Source organism: Hufsiella ginkgonis (assembly GCF_009834915.1).
Lineage (GTDB): Bacteria > Bacteroidota > Bacteroidia > Sphingobacteriales > Sphingobacteriaceae > Hufsiella > Hufsiella ginkgonis.
The window spans coordinates 619,418-636,925 of sequence record NZ_WVHS01000002.1; the positions used below are offsets into that span (position 1 = coordinate 619,418).

Consider the following 17,508-nt stretch of genomic DNA (forward strand, 5'->3'; position numbering starts at 1 on the left):
TAATGCTCAACTAATGCAGTTCAGATATCTATTCACCTTCCTTTTCCTTAGCTTTTCCACTTCTCTTTTTGCCGGATCCATTGTCGATTCGATTGGTGTGGAAAACTCAAACGGGAAAGAAGTGATCATTTATAAAGTCGAGGCGAAAGACACCTATTACCAGCTAGGCAGGAAGTTCAGCATCCCGGCTAAAACCATCCAGTTATTTAATGATTCGAAAGCACTTAAACCGGGAATGCTGGTTAAAATTCCGACCGAAAGACCTTTTGAGCATCCGAAACAGGTACAGGCAGGCGACGGAAAGCCGGCGGTTCAAAAAGATGCTCCCATTATTGAGTATAAAGTGGGGCCAAAAGAGACCCTATATGCCATTTCCAAGCGGTTTAACACTACGGTAGAAGACCTCTCGGAACTAAATAACCTGAAAGACAACAACCTGGTTGTCGGCCAGGTGCTCAAAGTCAGGCAACAGGCGCCGGGGCAGGCTGTGGCTCCCGAGGAAAAGAAAGCCCCGGTCGTTACACCGGCCCCGGTACAAAATGAGCCAAAAACGGTGATAGCGCCACCAGATACGAATACGGTAGACGCTAAATTGAAGCAAAACAAGTATGGACTGCGCGAACATGATGAGCGCGGTGTCGGCGTATGGATCGCGGACGAAAACCTTGACGGCTCGAAGATGCTTGCGCTTCACCGGTCCGTTCCTCCCGGAACCGTGATCAAAGTAACGAATCCGATGACGGGAATAAGCGCTTATGTGAAAGTACTCGGAAAATTCACTGAAAACGAGACTACGAAAGACGTGATCATCGTGATCACCAAAGCAGTAGCCGACCGGATCGGAATATTGGATAAACGTTTCCAGATAACTATCGTATACGGCGTTTCGAATGACAATTAAACCTTATGTGATCGGCATCGCCGGGGGCAGCGGCTCGGGCAAAACTTTCTTTCTTCATTGCTTCCTGAACCATTTTAATAAAGACGAGGTATGTCTCGTTTCCCAGGATGATTACTATATCCCGGCCGGCGAGATGACACAGGAAGAGAACAAGCTCTACAATTTCGACCTGCCGTCGACCATTGATGATTCCCATTTTTTGAAGGACATCCAGGATCTTATAGAGGGCAAAACGGTGTATAAAAAAGAATATACTTTTAATAACCCCAATGCCGTTCCTAAGTTGCTGGAGATCAAGCCCGCCCCGGTGCTGATCATTGAAGGGCTCTTTATTCTGCATTTCCAGGAGATCGCCTCGTTAATGGACCTGAAAATCTTTATAGATACCGAAGAGGAGATCGCGCTGAAGCGGCGGTTAAAACGCGACCTGATTGAACGTGGTTATTTCGAGGAAGACGTGATGTACAAATGGATAAATCATGTGATGCCGGCTTACCGTGAATTCTTGTTACCGTACAAGCCGGGCTGCCAAAAAGTGATCACCAATAATACCCACGTTGCCGAAGATATTATCAGGATCACCGAATCAATTTCGAATGAGCTTCGTGAATCCGTTCTGCCAAAACGGATCGGGGGGTGATCAGCCCATAAAGGTCCGTGCCTTTTTCAGCACGTTATCCAGTCCGTTAACATCTTTGCCGCCGGCTGTGGCATAAAACGGCTGGCCGCCGCCGCCGCCCTGGATTTCTTTTGCAAGATCCCTAATGATATTTCCGGCGTGCAGCCCGCGTTCGTTTACTACATTTTCGCTGATCATTACCGTGATATTCGGCTTTCCATCCAGGTCGGCCACCAGCACCAGGAACAGGTCGGTAACAATGTCCTTCAGGTTATAAGCCAGGTTTTTGATTGCTTCCGGGTTCGGAAGGTCTACTTTCGCTAAAATGAAGTTTATGCCGTTTACCTGCTCGACCTTATTTACCAGGTCATGTTTTAAACCCGCGGCCTTTTCCACGACGCCCTTCTCTAATTCTTTACGCAGCCGGTTATTCTCCTCCAATAAGTTTTCAACCGACTTCGCGATCTCTCCGGGATTCTTCAACAGGGTCTTCAGGTCGCTAACCAATGTCAACTGCTGATTAATAAAGATTTCCGAAGTTTCGCCTGTAATGGCTTCGATACGCCTCACTCCTGCTGCCACCGCACTTTCAGAAACGATCTTGAAGAAGCCGATCTGGCCGGTAGCCTTCACGTGCGTACCGCCGCAGAGCTCCTTCGAAAATTGTTCATCAAAGGTGATCACGCGGACAAAATCTCCATATTTTTCGCCGAACAGGGCAGTTACGCCGCTGCTCACCGCCAATTGATAGGCTACTTCGCGCTCTTCCCCGAGTGGGATATTCTCACGGACCTTTTCATTCACGATCGCCTCGATCTGCGCGATCTCTTCCCCGGTTACTTTACTAAAATGAGAAAAGTCAAATCGCAGGTAGTCTCCGTTAACCAAGGAACCTTTCTGATTCACGTGGGCGCCTAGCACCTGTTTCATAGCGGCATGCAGCAAATGTGTTGCCGTATGGTTGCTTTCGATATTTGTCCGGCGTTTACCATCAACGATCGCCGTGAGCGCATCGGAAGGGTTGCTGGGCAAACGATCGGCAAAGTGAACGATAAGGCCGTTTTCCTTTTTCGTATCGGTGATATGAACAATTTCTCCGTTGGGGAACACCAGTTCGCCGGTATCGCCCACCTGGCCACCGCTTTCCGCATAGAAAGGTGTTTTATCCAGCACCAACTGGTATTGATCCCTGCCTTTCGCCGTCACTTTTCTATATTTAACGATGTGCGCTACCGTTTCACGTTCATCATAACCGGTAAATGTAACACCCTCATCGTCCCGCAGCAAAAGCCAATCGCCCGTATCAATGGCCGTAGCAGCCCGGGAGCGATTTTTTTGCCCGAGCAGCGCTTGTTCGTACCCGGCAACATCTACCGTCCATCCTTTTTCACGTGCCATCAGCTCGGTGAGATCGCGGGGGAAACCAAAAGTATCTGAAAGCTCGAAAGCGAACCTACCACTGATCACCTGTTCTTCCCCGTGCGAACCGGTTGATGCAGGTTGCGAAATATAATTGTCAAAACGTTGTATGCCGGTTGCGAGCGTCCGTAAAAAGGCGATTTCCTCCTCCTGTATCACCTTCTGCACAAAATCCTGCTGTGATTCCAGTTCTTTGAAAACCCCTTCAAACTGTTTCGCCAAAATTGGCACCAGCTTATTTAACACCGGCTCTTTAAAGCCGAGGTATTGGTAGGCATATCTTACCGCTCTCCTGAGGATCCGCCTGATCACATATCCAGCTTTATTATTGGACGGCAGCTGGCCATCGGCAACGGCGAAGGCAATAGCCCGTACATGGTCGGCCATTACGCGCATCGCTATGTCCAGTTTCTCATCCGTTCCATAGGTTACTTTTGCTTCGCTTGCAACGAATTGGATCAGTGGCTGAAAAACGTCGGTATCATAATTTGACGTTTTTTCCTGCATCACGCGCACCAGCCGCTCCAGGCCCATCCCTGTGTCGACATGCTTAGCAGGCAGCGGCTGTAACGAACCATCTTTCAGCCGGTTAAACTGCATGAATACATTATTCCAGATCTCGATCACCTGGGGATCATCGTGGTTTACGAGGCTTGCGCCATCGCCTTTGGCGCGGCTTCCGGGAGGGCGGCAATCCACATGGATTTCAGAACAAGGCCCACAGGGACCGGTGTCGCCCATTTCCCAAAAATTGTCTTTTTTATTGCCAAGAATGATCCGTTCGGCCGGCACAAACTGCTTCCACAAATCATACGCTTCCTGGTCGCGGGGAAGCCCTTCTTTCTCATCGCCCTCGAATACAGTCACATACAGCCGGTCCTCCGGGATCCGATATACTTTAGTGAGCAGTTCCCAACTCCATTCAATGGCTTCTTTTTTAAAGTAATCGCCGAAGCTCCAATTGCCCAGCATCTCGAACATCGTATGGTGATAAGTATCGATACCTACTTCCTCCAGGTCGTTATGTTTACCCGAAACCCGGAGGCAGCGCTGGGTATCGGCCACACGCGGATATTTCACGACCGCTTCACCGAGGAAGAGATCTTTAAACTGGTTCATCCCCGCATTGGTGAACATCAGCGTCGGGTCATCCTTCACAACGATCGGCGCGGATGGCACTACCTGGTGTCCTTTACTTTCAAAAAAATCTAAAAAAGCCTTCCTGATCTCTTTCGTGGTCATTTTTGGTAAAATTTGTGCAAAGTTAGAAGAATGTTGTAAGAACTTACCCTATCTTCGTTATGTTTTAAGTGAAGCGTTTGACATCAATCTTAAACGTCTAACCTCCAACCAAATGCCATATAAAGAACGAGAGATCAGCAAGTTATACTATACGATGGGGGAAGTAACCAGCATGTTCAATGTTAATCCTTCCCAGATCAGGTTTTACGAGCGGGAATTTGAGATCCTCAATCCCAAAAAAAACAAGAAAGGAAATCGCCTCTTTTCTCCGGAAGACGTAGAAAACCTGAAGGCGATCTTTCACCTGGTAAAGGAAAAGGGATTCACTTTACAAGGAGCGAAAGATCACCTGAAAGCAAATCGTACCGACATTAAAGAGAACCAAAAAATCATCGATTCGCTGGAGCGGCTGAAGGAATTTTTGCTCGGGGTGAAAGAGCAACTTTAGCTTTAACAATATCTTCCCGACAACCACTTGAAAGTCCTTTTCATTATTAACCCGAAGTCGGGCACAAATGCCAGGGGAACGCTGGAGCAGTTAATAGCGGAACAGGCGGCATTGGATGATTTTACCTATGTCATCCACAAGATGAGATCGCGTGATGAAGAATGGGCTATTCTACAGGATATCGACGCCTGTTCACCAGACATTATCGCTTGTGCTGGAGGAGATGGAACCGTTAACCTGCTGGCGAGGCTGCTTAACGGGAAATCCATTCCACTTGCGATCATCCCCACTGGTTCCGCAAACGGAATGGCCCGGGAACTCCGCATCGAAAACATAAACACGGCGTTAAAAACCCTTATCCACGGCCGGAAGAAAAAGATCGACCTTCTTAGCATAAATGGTAAAATCTGTGTGCACCTTGCGGATGTCGGGTTAAATGCCCGCATCGTAAAGCGATTTGAACATGGCACCTCCCGTGGTCTGTTTACCTACGCCCGTCATTTATTTAGTGAAGTGTTCCTGCTAAGGAAATACACTTTTTATATCACCCACGACTTGCAGGAAGTCACCTTTCGTGCTGTTTCACTTACCTTCGCTAATGCGTCAAAATACGGAACAGGTGCAGTGATCAATCCTACCGGAAAGCTTGACGACGGAAAATTCGAGTTAGTGATCGTCAAGCCATTTCCCCAGCGAAAGTTACTTTCCATTGTATGGAAGATGTTTAATGGTACGCTCGATACATCGGAGTATGTGCGGGTGATCAGTTGTGAAAAGGCACTGATCTATTCCAATCGAAGAACGGTGCTGCAGGTTGACGGTGAAGTCATCGGAAAGACCAAACATATCAGGATCGAAATGATCCATCAGGCGTTAACCGTAATTATGCCGGAACAGCTAAAGGGTTAACCTCAACCGCACAGGTTTACATTAACTTTTTTTCAAAGATCCGCTGTCCTTGTGCGTTTGCCCGGTCGACCGTCCAGGCAGATGTGGTCACCGAGCCGTCATTCTCGAATCGCAGCTTAAAAAAACCCTTACATTTTTGCCCGAATTCTAAATGTCGTCCGTTCTGGAGCACATACTTAAGCTTTGATCCCGCCCCGCTTACGATAAAATGGTTAAGGTTCTTGTGAATATATTGAAGGTTATGTTCATGCCCGGAAGCATAGATCAGGTTAGGGTACCTGGCAAAAAGTTCCTTCAATTTGTTTCGCATACCACGGTAGCGGGGGTGCGACATGTCTTCTTTCGCTCCCAACCATTTCCGGTATAGTGGCAGCAACGAGCCAATGAAAGGCAAGGGTATATAAGCGTCCGGGTCATACAATGTCAGCGGGAAAATATGATGCTTCAGCTTAAATTTGCCGCCATGTATGGCATAGCTATATACCGGGTGATGGCCGGCCACTAAAATATGGCGGTGCTTATTTTCTTCGATCATATCCTCAAGCTGTTTGAAGAAATCATCTTCCGATGAGACACGGCATCCAAACTGTTTACCGACCGGTCGTGGATTTTTCTGCATCCACCATTGTGTATTGATCATGATCATCGTTAGATGAGGACTCACATTAAGCTCGGTGGGGCCAGGACAGCCATTGGTTGGCAAGAAAACGTTTTTACCTCCGAAAAGCTTCTCGATGTACTTTTCCTGCCGAACGATATAATCGTAGCCATTTGATCGTCCCTTATTCCAATCGTGGTTGCCACCGATGAAAACTACTTTACCATGATAATCCTTCAATGCTTCATGATGCGCTTTTAACGTAGCTTCCGCATCCTTTCGCAGCAAATGGCCTGGCTCCGGCAAACCGCGGGGGTACACGTTGTCTCCAAGAAAGATCACGGCCGATTCCTGTCGGGGAATAAGGTGCGCCTTCAAAGTTTCCAATACAGGGTCCGGTTTTGTGCGGTTAATACCGCCGGTGTCTCCTACCAGAAAAACTTCAAAGGGTACTGGTATTTCATCGGTCATCAGGCATGCAAGGCTAATTTCATCGAGTGATAACAAGGTTATTTTAAACTTGTTGCTACCATGATAACTTTTGCTTTTCCAGGAATGACTGTATCCCTTTTTTAAAGTCCGCTGTCTCCCGCGATTCTGCGTTTGCTTTTACTGCCTGGTCCAGCGAAGCTTCCATAGAAAGGTCCCTGGTCGCCCGTAACAGTGATTTAGTTCTCCTGATCGATTCTGCAGATGTTTCGTTGCTCAATTTTACAGCATAGGCGTTCGCTTCCGATGCGATCGAATTCCGTTCTGCTATAAAATTAACAAGCCCATACCTGCTTGCCGTATTTGCCGGGACCGTCGCCCCGCTCAACAACAGTTCCGATGCACGCGATTTCCCGACCTTATCGACAAGAAAACTGGCGACTATTGCAGGAACAAACCCAATTTTTACTTCCGAATAACCAAAATTTGCCTCAGGTGTGGCGAAAACAAAATCGCATACCGATACAAGTCCGCAACCGCCCGCAATTGCATGCCCCTCTACCTGCGCAATCACGATTTTAGCGGATGACCAGACCGTATACAACATTTCCCTCATCAAAGCGGAATCTGCCAGGTTCTCGTCGAATGAGTTCTGCTGAAGTTGCTGAAGGTATCCAAGATCTGCGCCGGCACTAAAAATAGTTCCAGTCGCTTTCAGCAGGATCACCCTGATGTTGTCATCCGATTCCAGCATCGTAAACGCGTTCTTTAACCCAGCGATCATTGCCGGATTCAGCGCATTTCTCTTCTCCGGACGATCCAGCGTGAGGTGTGCCACTTTGTCCTGGATATCGATTTTTATCAATTGATTCATTAGCCTTTATTCAACTTTCTCAAAGTTAAGCTTTTGAGATCTATCTGCCGGGCCTGGTGTTTCTTTAGTAAATACGTGCGGATATTTAATAGTTTCGCCTCTTCCTGCCATTGCCTGATAAGATATGGCCGGTTACTCCCATCGATAATAAACTCCGTCGCTTTCACACCGGATGAAAGCTCCTGCAGAGATACCGCGGGGCTTCCCCTGATCATCACCAGGTCGACGCTGACAGGGTCACGGTACCGCCTGGTAATAAACATACTATCGCATATCAGCATCTTAAAATCTCTGAATTTCAGAAAAACCCCGTCTGTAAAAAGAAAACGGTCACTTTTCACTTTGTTAAACGGAATTCTCTCAATCCAGGCAACGTGCGCAGCGGAAAGGGACGGTTTAACAGAAAAATTGTACAGGTTGTCTGTTTGTAACAGGTCTGTTAAGACATAGGCAAATCTGCCCTGTACAAAGCTGATCGCCTGGGCGCCTCTCAGGCTGTACACGATCACGCGCTGTTGTTTTATCGCCGTAAAATGCCTGACACTGTTAATAAGCACAAGCAAGCTGATACACACAAGGGCAAGATATTTTGGCAGCAGCTGTCTTTTTATATAATATGCCCCTGTAGCGATCAGCAGCAGGTACCATATCAAACATTCCCGGGAGCTGATCCAAAGGCCATCCGCTGTTGCCCAGGGCAGCTTTTCCAGGTACATCAACCCATGGTTCATAAAGGAAATGATCTTTTCCAAAATCCATCCAAAAGGCTCAAGGACTGACGGCCCCGGCAAGAACAGGAAAAGCAACCCGGCATACATTAAAATCGTCACCGGTAATAAGATAAAAATATTGCTTATCAGAAAATACACGGGAAACTGGTGAAAATAATAAACGCTAAGCGGAAATGTGGCCAATTGCGCCGCTATGGAAACCGCTGTACAACTCCAGAGCTTATCCGCTATGCGGTTTTTAAAAAAGATCTTTTCATATACAGCGGGATAGATCGCTATCAATCCAAGCACTGCCAGGTAAGAAAGCTGGAATCCTGCGTCGACGAGTAAATACGGGTTATACAGCAGCAGTAAAAAAGCGGAAGTGGTTACCAGGTTGTAACTATTCATATCGCGATTGACCGCTTTTGCAATCACTACGAAGCTTAACATTAGCGCAGCCCGACATACTGCCGGGGATAAGCCTGTTAATATAGCATATCCTGCGATCAGAACGATTACCAGCGCCGCGCGTATTATTCTCAGTGTAATCGACCTGTCCATAAACTTTAATAACATTACAAGTACCAGGAACACAATGCCAACATGCATCCCGGAGACTGATAATACATGTGTGGTACCTGTTTTCGAGTAGGCATTCACTATTTCACGATCGAGGCCTGCCCGATAACCCAGAATAAGGGTCGACGCCAATGCGGCGGCGTCTGCATCGTGGATATACGCCGCGTACTTGGCTACCATTTTCTGCCTTATAGCAAACGCCCTGGCAATCAGCGGGCTGCCTGTATCCCGTCTCAATAGCCTCATATCCGCTCTATTTAAAAACGCCTGGTGATAAATCGCCCTATTCGCCAGGAACTTGCTGTAATCGAATTCCGCAGGATTTAACGCGGTCGCTACTTCCTGGTAAACGGACGGAACCAGGAACAGATCTCCATATAAAAAAAATGCGGAATCATTTTTTACCATCAGTTGAATTCTCCCGGTCGTTTTATGCAACCTATGGCTACGCAGCGCGAATATAACCTCGCACTCGAACCGGGTAACAGCGGCTGTTCGGACTGGTTCCGACGAAATCCTAACGACAAACGCGTCCGCTGTTTTATTGCTAAAATGAGATCTCTCCATTCGCTCGCAGCGTTCTAAGGTGAGGAAATAGCCTGCAAAAAACAGGCAACCGTATATCGTCAGACCTGGTAACCATCTAAACCTGTGTAAGCCCCACTCCTGATAAGCCACAACACATAAAAGGACGAATAAAAAGCTAAATAAAACAAGCGATCCCAGCAACGCCTTAAGATACAGATCTCCGCCCGCCGTTATTGCAGCAACGACTCCTGCCGTCAATGGCAGTAATAAACGAACAAACGGAATTTCGTGCCTTGACATCGACATCATAGCGCAAACCTGCATTGTACCTTAAAATCCTGTTTACGATTCCCGGTTATCCGGTCCATGCCTGAGCCAATTTCATCCAGGTGTGTATAACGCGTCACGGCGTAACGAAACCATACATCTACGTGGCGGGAGAGCCTGAACCTCAGATTTATGTAAAAACGCGTACCGCTATTTTGGAAGGCCGGTACCGAATACCCATACAAAATATCGTTCTCGTAAGCGTATACACGGGAATTAAATGAAGGCGTATCAAAAACCGCGAAGCGCATATTGCCTGAAAATCGCGATCCTGCCGGTGCAGCCACAAGATCCTGGAACATCAGGTAACCGGATTCGGCCGTCGCCGGTCCTTTAGCATACCTTACCCACTCGACCCTGTTGCGAATCTCCAGGTTCCTGGCGAGTTGAAGATCGGCCTCCAGGCGACAATTACGCTTTTCAACAGGTTGCAGAAAAGTAACGGGCGTATTTTCGTCGCCATTCTCCTCTTTCTTCCTGTTACGATACCTAAAACTGATCTTTAACGATTTCTTGTAATTATAATTAAGCTGCACGAACTGTTCGTAGCCCTGTGATGGTCCGTCCACCCGGTACCTTAACCAGGGAAACTTAAAATAATCCGTATAAGCCTGCAGCTCCAGGTTCCTGTTAAGCGAGATAGACAACCCTTCATAGAGCCCTTTTTCGTTAACCGCGGTACTAGCCTCAGAGACCGCCTGGTTAAAAAATGAATGGAAATCTTCCTGGTAATTTCTATATAGGACTACCATCGCAATCCCGGGTGAAAGACTTGCTATCGCCCCACAAACGCCGGCACCGCCACCCGGATCGCTCTGTGCTGCCTCACCAAAGAAATAAGTATTCCGCCAATTGCACTGAAAGTAAAAGCCATTGTTAACCAGCGAATTACCAGAAAAAGCATATTTGCTATATTGATAATTACCGGCGGCAATGGAATGATTAAATCTTGTATAATAATTAATGACACCGATTGAAAAATGGGGGGCGGCATATACCAGGTTAACTCCCGTCAACCGATGGGTGAGCATTCCCTTTCGATCGGTCTCTGTCCCGGTGCGATGCAACCCGGTCTTGCTGATGGTAGAAACTTCCTTATTTTCACCTTCAACTTCCGCATCTTCGTTTCTCGAAGAAATAAATGTAGTAACACCAAATCGTTTCCAGCTTACCGAAGTGGCTGCTCCCCTGAAGAATAGTACTTCACCGGCAGAGGAATAGGGTTTCAGTCCTGTTCCCTGCCGGGGAATGGTGGAAATTGCGCCACCTTTTCCAAACGAAGTGCCTGACCATAAAGAGAGACCTTGCCCGAATTGAAGACTGTAATCTCCGAGAACTATTTTTGTATGGTTCTGCCTGACGAAGATATTTCCCGAGTAAAAATCGAAACCGGCATGCTGCTTTCCCGAAAAGAATTCTTCCCCAGGATCTTTTTCCATGGTCATCGATACCCCTAACAAGTTCCCGTACTTATAGCGGTACCGGACGGACAGCCGCGCGGGCGACCCAGGATAAGCACTTACACCGCTGTCGTTGCGGAGATAACCTTGCTGACGTTCAACGATACGACCATAGCTCATCAGCATCTCGTGTTCGCCGTGCGTGATCATTTTCCCTAAGGTCAATTTACTGAGAGGGTTTACCGGGTGAAGCGCAATAAAAGGTAACATCAGCCTGATCACATCCAGTCCAAAGCCATCTAATCCCTGCAGTTCCAGCAGGTCGATAAAAGCGCCGTGCTCGCTTCGATGCGATAAAAGAGCGTTCACCTGCAGGGGAGACAGGAAGCCTAGTTCCGCCAGCTCGGACCTCGCAGCATCATTCAGATCAACCGGGTGTTTGCGGAGGTAAGCAAGGTGTTCTGCCAGTACTGTATAATCCGCGCTTTCATTTCCATATTCCGCGGCAGCTTCCAACGCTTCTTGTATCGATGGATCTTCGGCGGGGTTATTTTGAGCGGCACCTGTTACCCCCGCGATCAGCAAAAGCGCCATTACCTTCAGGACGATCAAATTAGAATTCATAACTGATCGATATTTGAGATGAATTGCCCAGGTCAGAACGTATAATGGCCGCGGTATCTATCTTAAATTGCCTATACTGAAACCCGGCCCCGCCGGAATAATGAACGGATCCGGTGGTAACGCCTCCCCGAAGCGCAAACCACCTGGCCGGTGTATACTCCAATCCGTAACACCACTCGGTTTCCCCGTCGAGCGTTTTCTGAAGTGCAGATGTAACCAGTACCTTGTCGGAGAAAAAACATGATCCTCCAAAACCTATCTTTACGGGGATACCTGATGAGAGTTCCCGCACATAACTATTACGAGCGGGATTTGAGACCTGTGCGCCAAACACATACCGCTTGTTCAAAACGTACTGCACTCCCCAGTCTGCAGACCATGCGGATGCCGTTCCGTAACCTGTTACAGCAACCTGGTGGTAGTTAAAATTTGCTCCTATCAATAACTTCGGGCCGAATCGCTTTCCCACGGCGAGTCCCGCACGCTGCTCTTTATATCCCGCAAATCCATAACTCCTGATATGTATACCAGTGGTATAACTTTTAACCGGGACCAATATCGCGGCCGCTTGCGTAGAAAGCACGGGATCCGTCAATATTGATTCCGAAGATACCAGTAATACCGCCTTCCGTATCGCCGCCAACCCCGCGGGGTTCGATATAAGGCTCCATTCATCCCGAACGGATACTCCCGACCCTCCCAGGGCACACAACCGTGCGCCCGCATTTGATTGCCCCATTAAATCGGCGGCGCAACCAATAGCGCAAACCGAAAACAAATACCATTTTGACATCTCAAATAATTTTCTTCAAAATTAATTAATAACACAAATAAGCAATAAAATTGTTAATAAATTTATCCGTAACATTTATTATCCACATTCATCTAAGTGTTAATAAACCCAATAAACCAGATGAAAAAAATCATACTAAGTGCGCTAGCCTTCGTATTTGCCACAGCGGCATTCGCACAGGAGAAAATCAAAGAGGGTACGATCATTTACACCGTCGAATACCAGTTACCGGACGCAATGAAGCCTTATGCATCTTTTTTTCCGCGCGAAGCAACCGTATATTTCAAAGGTGACTCCGCGAAAAGTGTGCAGGTATCCACCCGGTCGACTACGTCCGTAATTACCGATATCAATGCTTCATTTATGCGCCTGCTGTTAGAGGCTGGTGTTAAGAAGGTATACGTCAGCTTTACGCCGGCCCAACAGGAAGAAGGATTAATGGCGCTCCCCGAATATGCTTATACCGCCGGAACCGAGACAAAAACTATCGGTGGCTATAAAGCATTAAAATACGACCAGAAGAACAAAAAGACCGGGGTATCCAGTGAAGCCTGGTTTACGAAAGATGTTTCCGTGGTACAAAACTCCCTGACCGCCCAGATCGACGAATCGTTAGGTTTACCACTTGTCTTTACGGCTGCGCAAGCCAACGGATTGACTATCAAAGTAACCTTCAAGGAACTTAAAGCCGGCCCTGTTGCTGCGGGCACGTTTTCCACACCGAAGGATTTCCAATCGATCGCTATACAAGATCTCACTAAAATAATGACCGGTGGTTAACCGGTCCTAACATTTGTATCAAGGCTTTTCAACACCTGCATAAAACAGTATTTTTGCGGCGATGTTGAAAAGTCTTGTTGTTTTAGGCCGCTATTTTCTTTTTTGGCTGGTCTTTTTTTTTCTCGACCGGGTCCTGTTCCTGGTTTATTTCCCATCCCGGCTAAAAGGACTGCCGGCGCTCGAGATTTCAAAAACGTTTATCTACGGTTTGTGGATGGACGTCTCCATGACCGGTTATATTTGCGTGCTACCTTTATTGGGATTTTTCTTTGCCTGGACAAATCCCAAATTGGAGATTTCAAAAAAGCCGCTGCAGATCTACACCCGGTTTTGGGTAGCGATATTTGGGATCCTCACGATCGCAAACTTTAACATCTACCGGGAATGGAGTACCAAGATCAATTTTAAGGCGCTTGACTTCCTGTTCAGCACGCCAAACGAAGCCTTCGCGTCGAGCGCATCCTCCCCGATCTTTTACTCTTTCCTGATCTTCTTTGCGTTTGCCGCCATAATATTGTGGCTGGAGAAGAAGATCATTATTTACAAGGTACCTGCGTATCCTAAACCGTGGATCCGCGTGGCCTGCTGCGTTTTACTGGCAGGTATTAATTTCCTGGCGATCCGCGGCGGCTGGCAACTGTCGCCGATGAACGAAAGCATGGCTTATTTTTCCGACAAGCCCTTCCTGAACCACGCGGCCATTAATACGGAATGGACACTGATGCGCGACATCCTGAAAAACAAATACGGGAAAAAGAATCCCTATAACTATTTCGCACCCAAAGAATCTGCCCGGGTTGTCGCTGACCTCTTCAAAACCGACCCGGATAGCAGTCGTATCAATATACTTAGCAATAACCGGCCGAATGTGGTGATCATCATATTAGAAAGTTACACCGCTGACGTGGTTGAATATCTGGGTGGCGAAAAGGGCATCGATCCTAATATGGAGGCGCTTGGGAAGCAAGGTATTCGCTTTACCAATGCATACGCCGCCGGCGACCGGACCGATAAAGGCATGATCGCCGTGCTCAGCGGTTTTCCTTCACAGGCGATCAGGAGTATCATCAACTTTAATTCGAAACAAGAGCATCTCCCCGCTCTTTCCCGTGAGCTTTCATCAAATGGGTACCATACCTCCTTCTATTATGGCGGTGAAAGCGAGTTTTTCAATGTGAAATCGTATATGCTGAGCCATTCCGTAAAACGACTTGTGGATAAACACGCTTTTAACAGCGCGGATATGAACTCGAAATGGGGTGCCTATGATCACGTGGTTTTTAACAAACAATTACTGGACCTGGAAAAAGAACCGCAGCCATTTTTCTCCACCCTGCTAACCCTTACTAACCACGAACCGTTTGAACTTCCCGTTGCTTCGAAGTTTCCGGGGAAAGATATTCCTAACAAGTTCAGGAGTACGGCATTCTATGCAGACTCCTGCCTGGGAGATTATTTTCGAAAGGCGAAGAAAGCGCCATGGTATCACAACACATTGTTCGTAATAGTAGCCGACCACGGACATCACTTGCCTAAAGAGCAGTACGAGATCCATGACCCCCACCGTTTCCGCATTCCTTTGCTGGTGGTCGGAGAACCCATTAAAGAGTCCTTTAAAGGTAAGGTGGCCGATAAGATCATGAGTCAAACCGACATCGCCGCTACGTTGCTTGGGCAACTGAACCTTCCGTCTGCCTCATTTAAGTGGAGTAAGGATGTATTTAACCCCGGCACGCCCGCTTTCGCATTTTACAACTGGGATAATGGATTCGGTTTTGCGACACCCCAACAGACCATTTCTTTCGACAATATTGGCAAACACCTGATCTACCGGAAGAACAAAGTTGATAAAAAAACAGATGACTCCCTTTCCAGGGTTGGCAAAGCTTGTATGCAGCAGGTATTTAGCGACTATATGAACTATTAAGCGACGATCTTCAGCGCTTGCAACCAATCATTGAAAAGCCGGGTCTCGATTTCCACAGCAACATCCGCGAATTGTTCCCACTCTGTGGAAAACAACCGGAGCTGGTGGAGCATTTCCTCGAGGTGCCCCTCCTCTTCCAGGATGATCGACTTCACATTCACCTTGCTGCCGGTTTCCTCAAGCACCTCCTGGTAAACGGGATAAAGCGCATCCGCACGCACCTCAATCGCGTAGGTAACCAATAGGTATGCGGCAAAGCGAAGCTCCGCGCCCGAGAGACTTAACGTTGCTTTTAGATACCGGCAAACCTCTACGTCCAGTTTGTTCAGGTAAAAGCGGCTTTCTCCGGGTGCGAGCAAGTACTCATCGCGGTAGTCCGGGCAAGTTACCGGGGATAGCTTATCGATCTGTTTTTTTAGATAGTAAGCGTGCCGGTGTTCTTCTGCCGCGTGTTTTAAGATGATCAAGGTAACCGCAGTTTTATGTTCCGAAGCCGAGATCTTGCGTGCCCCGGTATTTTCCATCAACGAAAGTGTATTCAGCCAACGCGCATGCCGCACAGGATTATTTACAATTGGTTGAAGGATCGATTTAAGCTCCATAAAGTAAATGTTGATAACTATTGTTAAAACCGGGCCAGTGCCTCTTCGATTTTGGTGTAAATATAGTCCAGCTCCTTTTCATTAATACAATAAGGAGGCATCACATAAATAATATTTCCGAGGGGACGAAGTATGATGCCTTCGCCCAGGAAGAAATTGTACAGTTCGTCTCTTAAACTATTAAAATAAGAGGTATCGCCGCCGGTTTCCCATTCAAGCGCAAGGATAGTCCCGGTATGGCGCACTTCCTTAAGCTTAGGGTGACCGTTGATCTTCTCCTTAAACGACCCGTGTTTTTCCACAACCAGTTTAATGTTACTGCGCGTTTCTTCCTCTTGCAGGATATCAAGGCTGGCGAGCGCGGATGCGCAGGCTACCGGGTTGGCAGTAAAAGAATGCCCGTGGAACAGCGTTTTGAGCTTATCATCCGAGAGAAAAGCGCGATAAATGCGATCGGTGCAAGAAGTGACGCCCAATGCCATCGTTCCGCCGGTCAGCCCTTTTGAGAGACACATAATATCGGCGCGGTTCACAAGGTGCTCCATGGCAAAAAGCTTGCCGGTACGGCCGAACCCCGTCATCACTTCATCAGCTATTACCAGGATGTCGTTTTCTTTGCAGATGGCAACCAGTTCATCCAGGTGTCCCGGGTCGTGCATCAGCATTCCTCCTGCCCCTTGTACCAGGGGCTCGAAGATCAGGGCTGCAGCCTTTCCTTTCAAGGCGGTTACCTGCTTACGGATTGCCGCGAGATTTTCGCCATTGGGTGCATCTATATGGTCAACCCCGAACAGCAGCCGGTCAAACGGACCGGTAAACGCACTGCGGGCGCTCACGGCCATCGCCCCGAACGTATCGCCATGATACGAATTTTTAAGCGCGATCACCCTGGTGCGCTGCTCACCCTGGTTGGCCCAAAACTGGAAGCACATTTTAAGCGCCACTTCCACCGCGGTAGAGCCGTTATCCGAATAAAAGATCTTTTGCTGCCCGGAAGGTAATATGCCTATCAAACGCTCTGCCAGCGCAACCGCACCCGGATGTGTAAACCCGGCAAAAATAACATGCTCCAACGTGTGCAGCTGTTCTGCTACCCTGGCCGCAATGTATGGATGTGAATGTCCATGGATATTTACCCACCACGATGATACGGCGTCGATATACCGGTTTCCAAGTTCATCTTCCAGGTAAACGCCGCTCCCTTTAACGATAGGAATAGGCGGAAGCGCCGTTTTCATTTGGGTGTACGGGTGCCAGATAACGGACTGGTCGCGGCTTACTAACGACGAACGGGACCGTTCAAATTCATTCATGATCAATATAATTTGGTAAACTGCCCAGGTTAAAGCTTTCCTGCAGGAGTTCGATCACCCGTTGGTCGGTTGGGAAGGTGGCGTCATCGCCGCACAGCTCCGGGATCGGTCGCCAGCGAAACGCCTGCAAAATATCGCCCGTACCGTCAAAGTCAAATATCTTATCCTTGAAATTGAGGTTTAATTCATGCAAGGGGCGCACCAGGTAGTATACGCTGATGATCTGGCTTTCATTAAATGCCGATTTCACAAAAAAATCCGTTGTGTAAAAGTGACGGAGCACCTCGATATCCGCCTGGCATTCCTCCATAAACTCGCGTTTGAGGCCATCGGCCAACCCCTCCCCGTATTCGAGTCCTCCGCCCGGGAACTTGCTGAAACGAACTCCATATTCTTCTTCATCGCTGATAAGCACCTGGTTGAAACGGTTGATCAGCAGGCCGTACACCCTTACGTTAAAAAGATACATAACAGCTCGTCGGT

15 protein-coding genes are annotated in these 17,508 nt (G+C 47.8%); 6 read left to right on the forward strand and 9 right to left on the reverse strand.

What is annotated here, in order from left to right:
* Positions 1-13: 13 nt before the first annotated feature.
* Together GS398_RS09425 and GS398_RS09430 are read left to right on the forward strand one after the other, a co-directional pair.
* The gene (locus tag GS398_RS09425; RefSeq protein ID WP_160906513.1) at positions 14-901 is read left to right on the forward strand and encodes a septal ring lytic transglycosylase RlpA family protein; all 888 of its coding nucleotides are present in this window, start codon (positions 14-16) and stop codon (positions 899-901) included.
* Positions 891-1,541, forward strand: coding sequence for a uridine kinase family protein (locus tag GS398_RS09430; RefSeq protein ID WP_160906514.1), 651 nt, complete (start codon positions 891-893; stop codon positions 1,539-1,541). The genes GS398_RS09425 and GS398_RS09430 overlap by 11 nt, the downstream gene beginning before the upstream one ends.
* Here the strand turns inward: GS398_RS09430 and alaS are convergent, their stop codons facing one another.
* The gene (alaS, locus tag GS398_RS09435; RefSeq protein ID WP_160906515.1) at positions 1,542-4,181 is read right to left on the reverse strand and encodes an alanine--tRNA ligase; all 2,640 of its coding nucleotides are present in this window, start codon (positions 4,179-4,181) and stop codon (positions 1,542-1,544) included. It abuts the gene before it with no gap.
* 112 nt (positions 4,182-4,293) lie between these two features.
* Here alaS and GS398_RS09440 point away from each other — a divergent pair, with 112 nt between their 5' ends.
* Positions 4,294-4,629, forward strand: a complete 336-nt coding sequence (locus tag GS398_RS09440) for a MerR family transcriptional regulator (RefSeq protein WP_160906516.1) — start codon at positions 4,294-4,296, stop codon at positions 4,627-4,629.
* 27 nt (positions 4,630-4,656) lie between these two features.
* Entirely contained in the window at positions 4,657-5,538 is an 882-nt protein-coding gene (locus GS398_RS09445) for a diacylglycerol/lipid kinase family protein (RefSeq protein ID WP_160906517.1), read from the forward strand.
* Between the two features lie 16 nt (positions 5,539-5,554).
* Here the strand turns inward: GS398_RS09445 and GS398_RS09450 are convergent, their stop codons facing one another.
* From GS398_RS09450 to GS398_RS09470, 5 genes are read right to left on the reverse strand one after another with little or no spacing between them, the layout of a single operon-like run.
* Positions 5,555-6,607, reverse strand: coding sequence for a metallophosphoesterase (locus GS398_RS09450; protein WP_160906518.1), 1,053 nt, complete (start codon positions 6,605-6,607; stop codon positions 5,555-5,557).
* A gap of 55 nt (positions 6,608-6,662) precedes the next feature.
* Positions 6,663-7,439, reverse strand: coding sequence for an enoyl-CoA hydratase/isomerase family protein (locus GS398_RS09455; protein ID WP_160906519.1), 777 nt, complete (start codon positions 7,437-7,439; stop codon positions 6,663-6,665).
* A complete protein-coding gene (locus GS398_RS09460; protein WP_369410248.1) occupies positions 7,439-9,583 on the reverse strand; it encodes a ComEC/Rec2 family competence protein in 2,145 nt (714 codons plus the stop codon). The genes GS398_RS09455 and GS398_RS09460 overlap by 1 nt, the downstream gene beginning before the upstream one ends.
* Positions 9,565-11,610, reverse strand: coding sequence for a helix-hairpin-helix domain-containing protein (locus GS398_RS09465; protein ID WP_160906521.1), 2,046 nt, complete (start codon positions 11,608-11,610; stop codon positions 9,565-9,567). The genes GS398_RS09460 and GS398_RS09465 overlap by 19 nt, the downstream gene beginning before the upstream one ends.
* Positions 11,600-12,403 carry a PorV/PorQ family protein gene (locus GS398_RS09470; RefSeq protein ID WP_160906522.1) on the reverse strand — a complete coding sequence of 268 codons (804 nt, stop codon included), beginning with the start codon at positions 12,401-12,403 and terminating at the stop codon, positions 11,600-11,602. The genes GS398_RS09465 and GS398_RS09470 overlap by 11 nt, the downstream gene beginning before the upstream one ends.
* Before the next feature lie 120 nt (positions 12,404-12,523).
* On the opposite strand from GS398_RS09470, the gene GS398_RS09475 reads away from it, so the two are divergent.
* Positions 12,524-13,183 (forward strand): hypothetical protein, encoded by a 660-nt coding sequence (locus GS398_RS09475; protein ID WP_160906523.1) that lies wholly within the window; start codon positions 12,524-12,526, stop codon positions 13,181-13,183.
* Positions 13,184-13,244: 61 nt separating this feature from the next.
* Positions 13,245-15,110 (forward strand): LTA synthase family protein, encoded by a 1,866-nt coding sequence (locus GS398_RS09480; protein WP_160906524.1) that lies wholly within the window; start codon positions 13,245-13,247, stop codon positions 15,108-15,110.
* Here GS398_RS09480 and GS398_RS09485 read toward each other — a convergent pair.
* The 3 genes from GS398_RS09485 to GS398_RS09495 all read right to left on the reverse strand — a co-directional run bounded on the left by GS398_RS09485 (position 15,107) and on the right by GS398_RS09495 (position 17,494).
* Complete coding sequence (locus GS398_RS09485) at positions 15,107-15,634, reverse strand: hypothetical protein (protein WP_369410249.1); 528 nt, start codon at positions 15,632-15,634, stop codon at positions 15,107-15,109. The two genes, GS398_RS09480 and GS398_RS09485, sit on opposite strands and share 4 nt — an antisense overlap.
* A gap of 101 nt (positions 15,635-15,735) precedes the next feature.
* A complete protein-coding gene (gene bioA / locus GS398_RS09490; RefSeq protein ID WP_160906526.1) occupies positions 15,736-17,025 on the reverse strand; it encodes an adenosylmethionine--8-amino-7-oxononanoate transaminase in 1,290 nt (429 codons plus the stop codon).
* Positions 17,018-17,494: an NUDIX domain-containing protein gene (locus tag GS398_RS09495; protein ID WP_160906527.1), complete on the reverse strand. Its 477-nt coding sequence runs from the start codon at positions 17,492-17,494 to the stop codon at positions 17,018-17,020. Before GS398_RS09495 ends, bioA begins: the two co-directional genes overlap by 8 nt.
* Between the last annotated feature and the right edge of the window lie 14 nt (positions 17,495-17,508).

Bases quoted from the DNA above. Each gene is read 5' to 3' on its own strand.
- GS398_RS09425 (WP_160906513.1), top strand. From the start codon at position 14: ATGCAGTTCAGATATCTATTCACCTTCCTTTTCCTTAGCTTTTCCACT.
- GS398_RS09430 (WP_160906514.1), top strand. From the start codon at position 891: ATGACAATTAAACCTTATGTGATCGGCATCGCCGGGGGCAGCGGCTCG.
- alaS (WP_160906515.1), bottom strand. From the start codon at position 4,181: ATGACCACGAAAGAGATCAGGAAGGCTTTTTTAGATTTTTTTGAAAGT.
- GS398_RS09440 (WP_160906516.1), top strand. From the start codon at position 4,294: ATGCCATATAAAGAACGAGAGATCAGCAAGTTATACTATACGATGGGG.
- GS398_RS09450 (WP_160906518.1), bottom strand. From the start codon at position 6,607: ATGACCGATGAAATACCAGTACCCTTTGAAGTTTTTCTGGTAGGAGAC.
- GS398_RS09455 (WP_160906519.1), bottom strand. From the start codon at position 7,439: ATGAATCAATTGATAAAAATCGATATCCAGGACAAAGTGGCACACCTC.
- GS398_RS09460 (WP_369410248.1), bottom strand. From the start codon at position 9,583: ATGCAGGTTTGCGCTATGATGTCGATGTCAAGGCACGAAATTCCGTTT.
- GS398_RS09465 (WP_160906521.1), bottom strand. From the start codon at position 11,610: ATGAATTCTAATTTGATCGTCCTGAAGGTAATGGCGCTTTTGCTGATC.
- GS398_RS09470 (WP_160906522.1), bottom strand. From the start codon at position 12,403: ATGTCAAAATGGTATTTGTTTTCGGTTTGCGCTATTGGTTGCGCCGCC.
- GS398_RS09475 (WP_160906523.1), top strand. From the start codon at position 12,524: ATGAAAAAAATCATACTAAGTGCGCTAGCCTTCGTATTTGCCACAGCG.
- GS398_RS09480 (WP_160906524.1), top strand. From the start codon at position 13,245: ATGTTGAAAAGTCTTGTTGTTTTAGGCCGCTATTTTCTTTTTTGGCTG.
- GS398_RS09485 (WP_369410249.1), bottom strand. From the start codon at position 15,634: ATGGAAAATACCGGGGCACGCAAGATCTCGGCTTCGGAACATAAAACT.
- bioA (WP_160906526.1), bottom strand. From the start codon at position 17,025: ATGAATGAATTTGAACGGTCCCGTTCGTCGTTAGTAAGCCGCGACCAG.
- GS398_RS09495 (WP_160906527.1), bottom strand. From the start codon at position 17,494: ATGTATCTTTTTAACGTAAGGGTGTACGGCCTGCTGATCAACCGTTTC.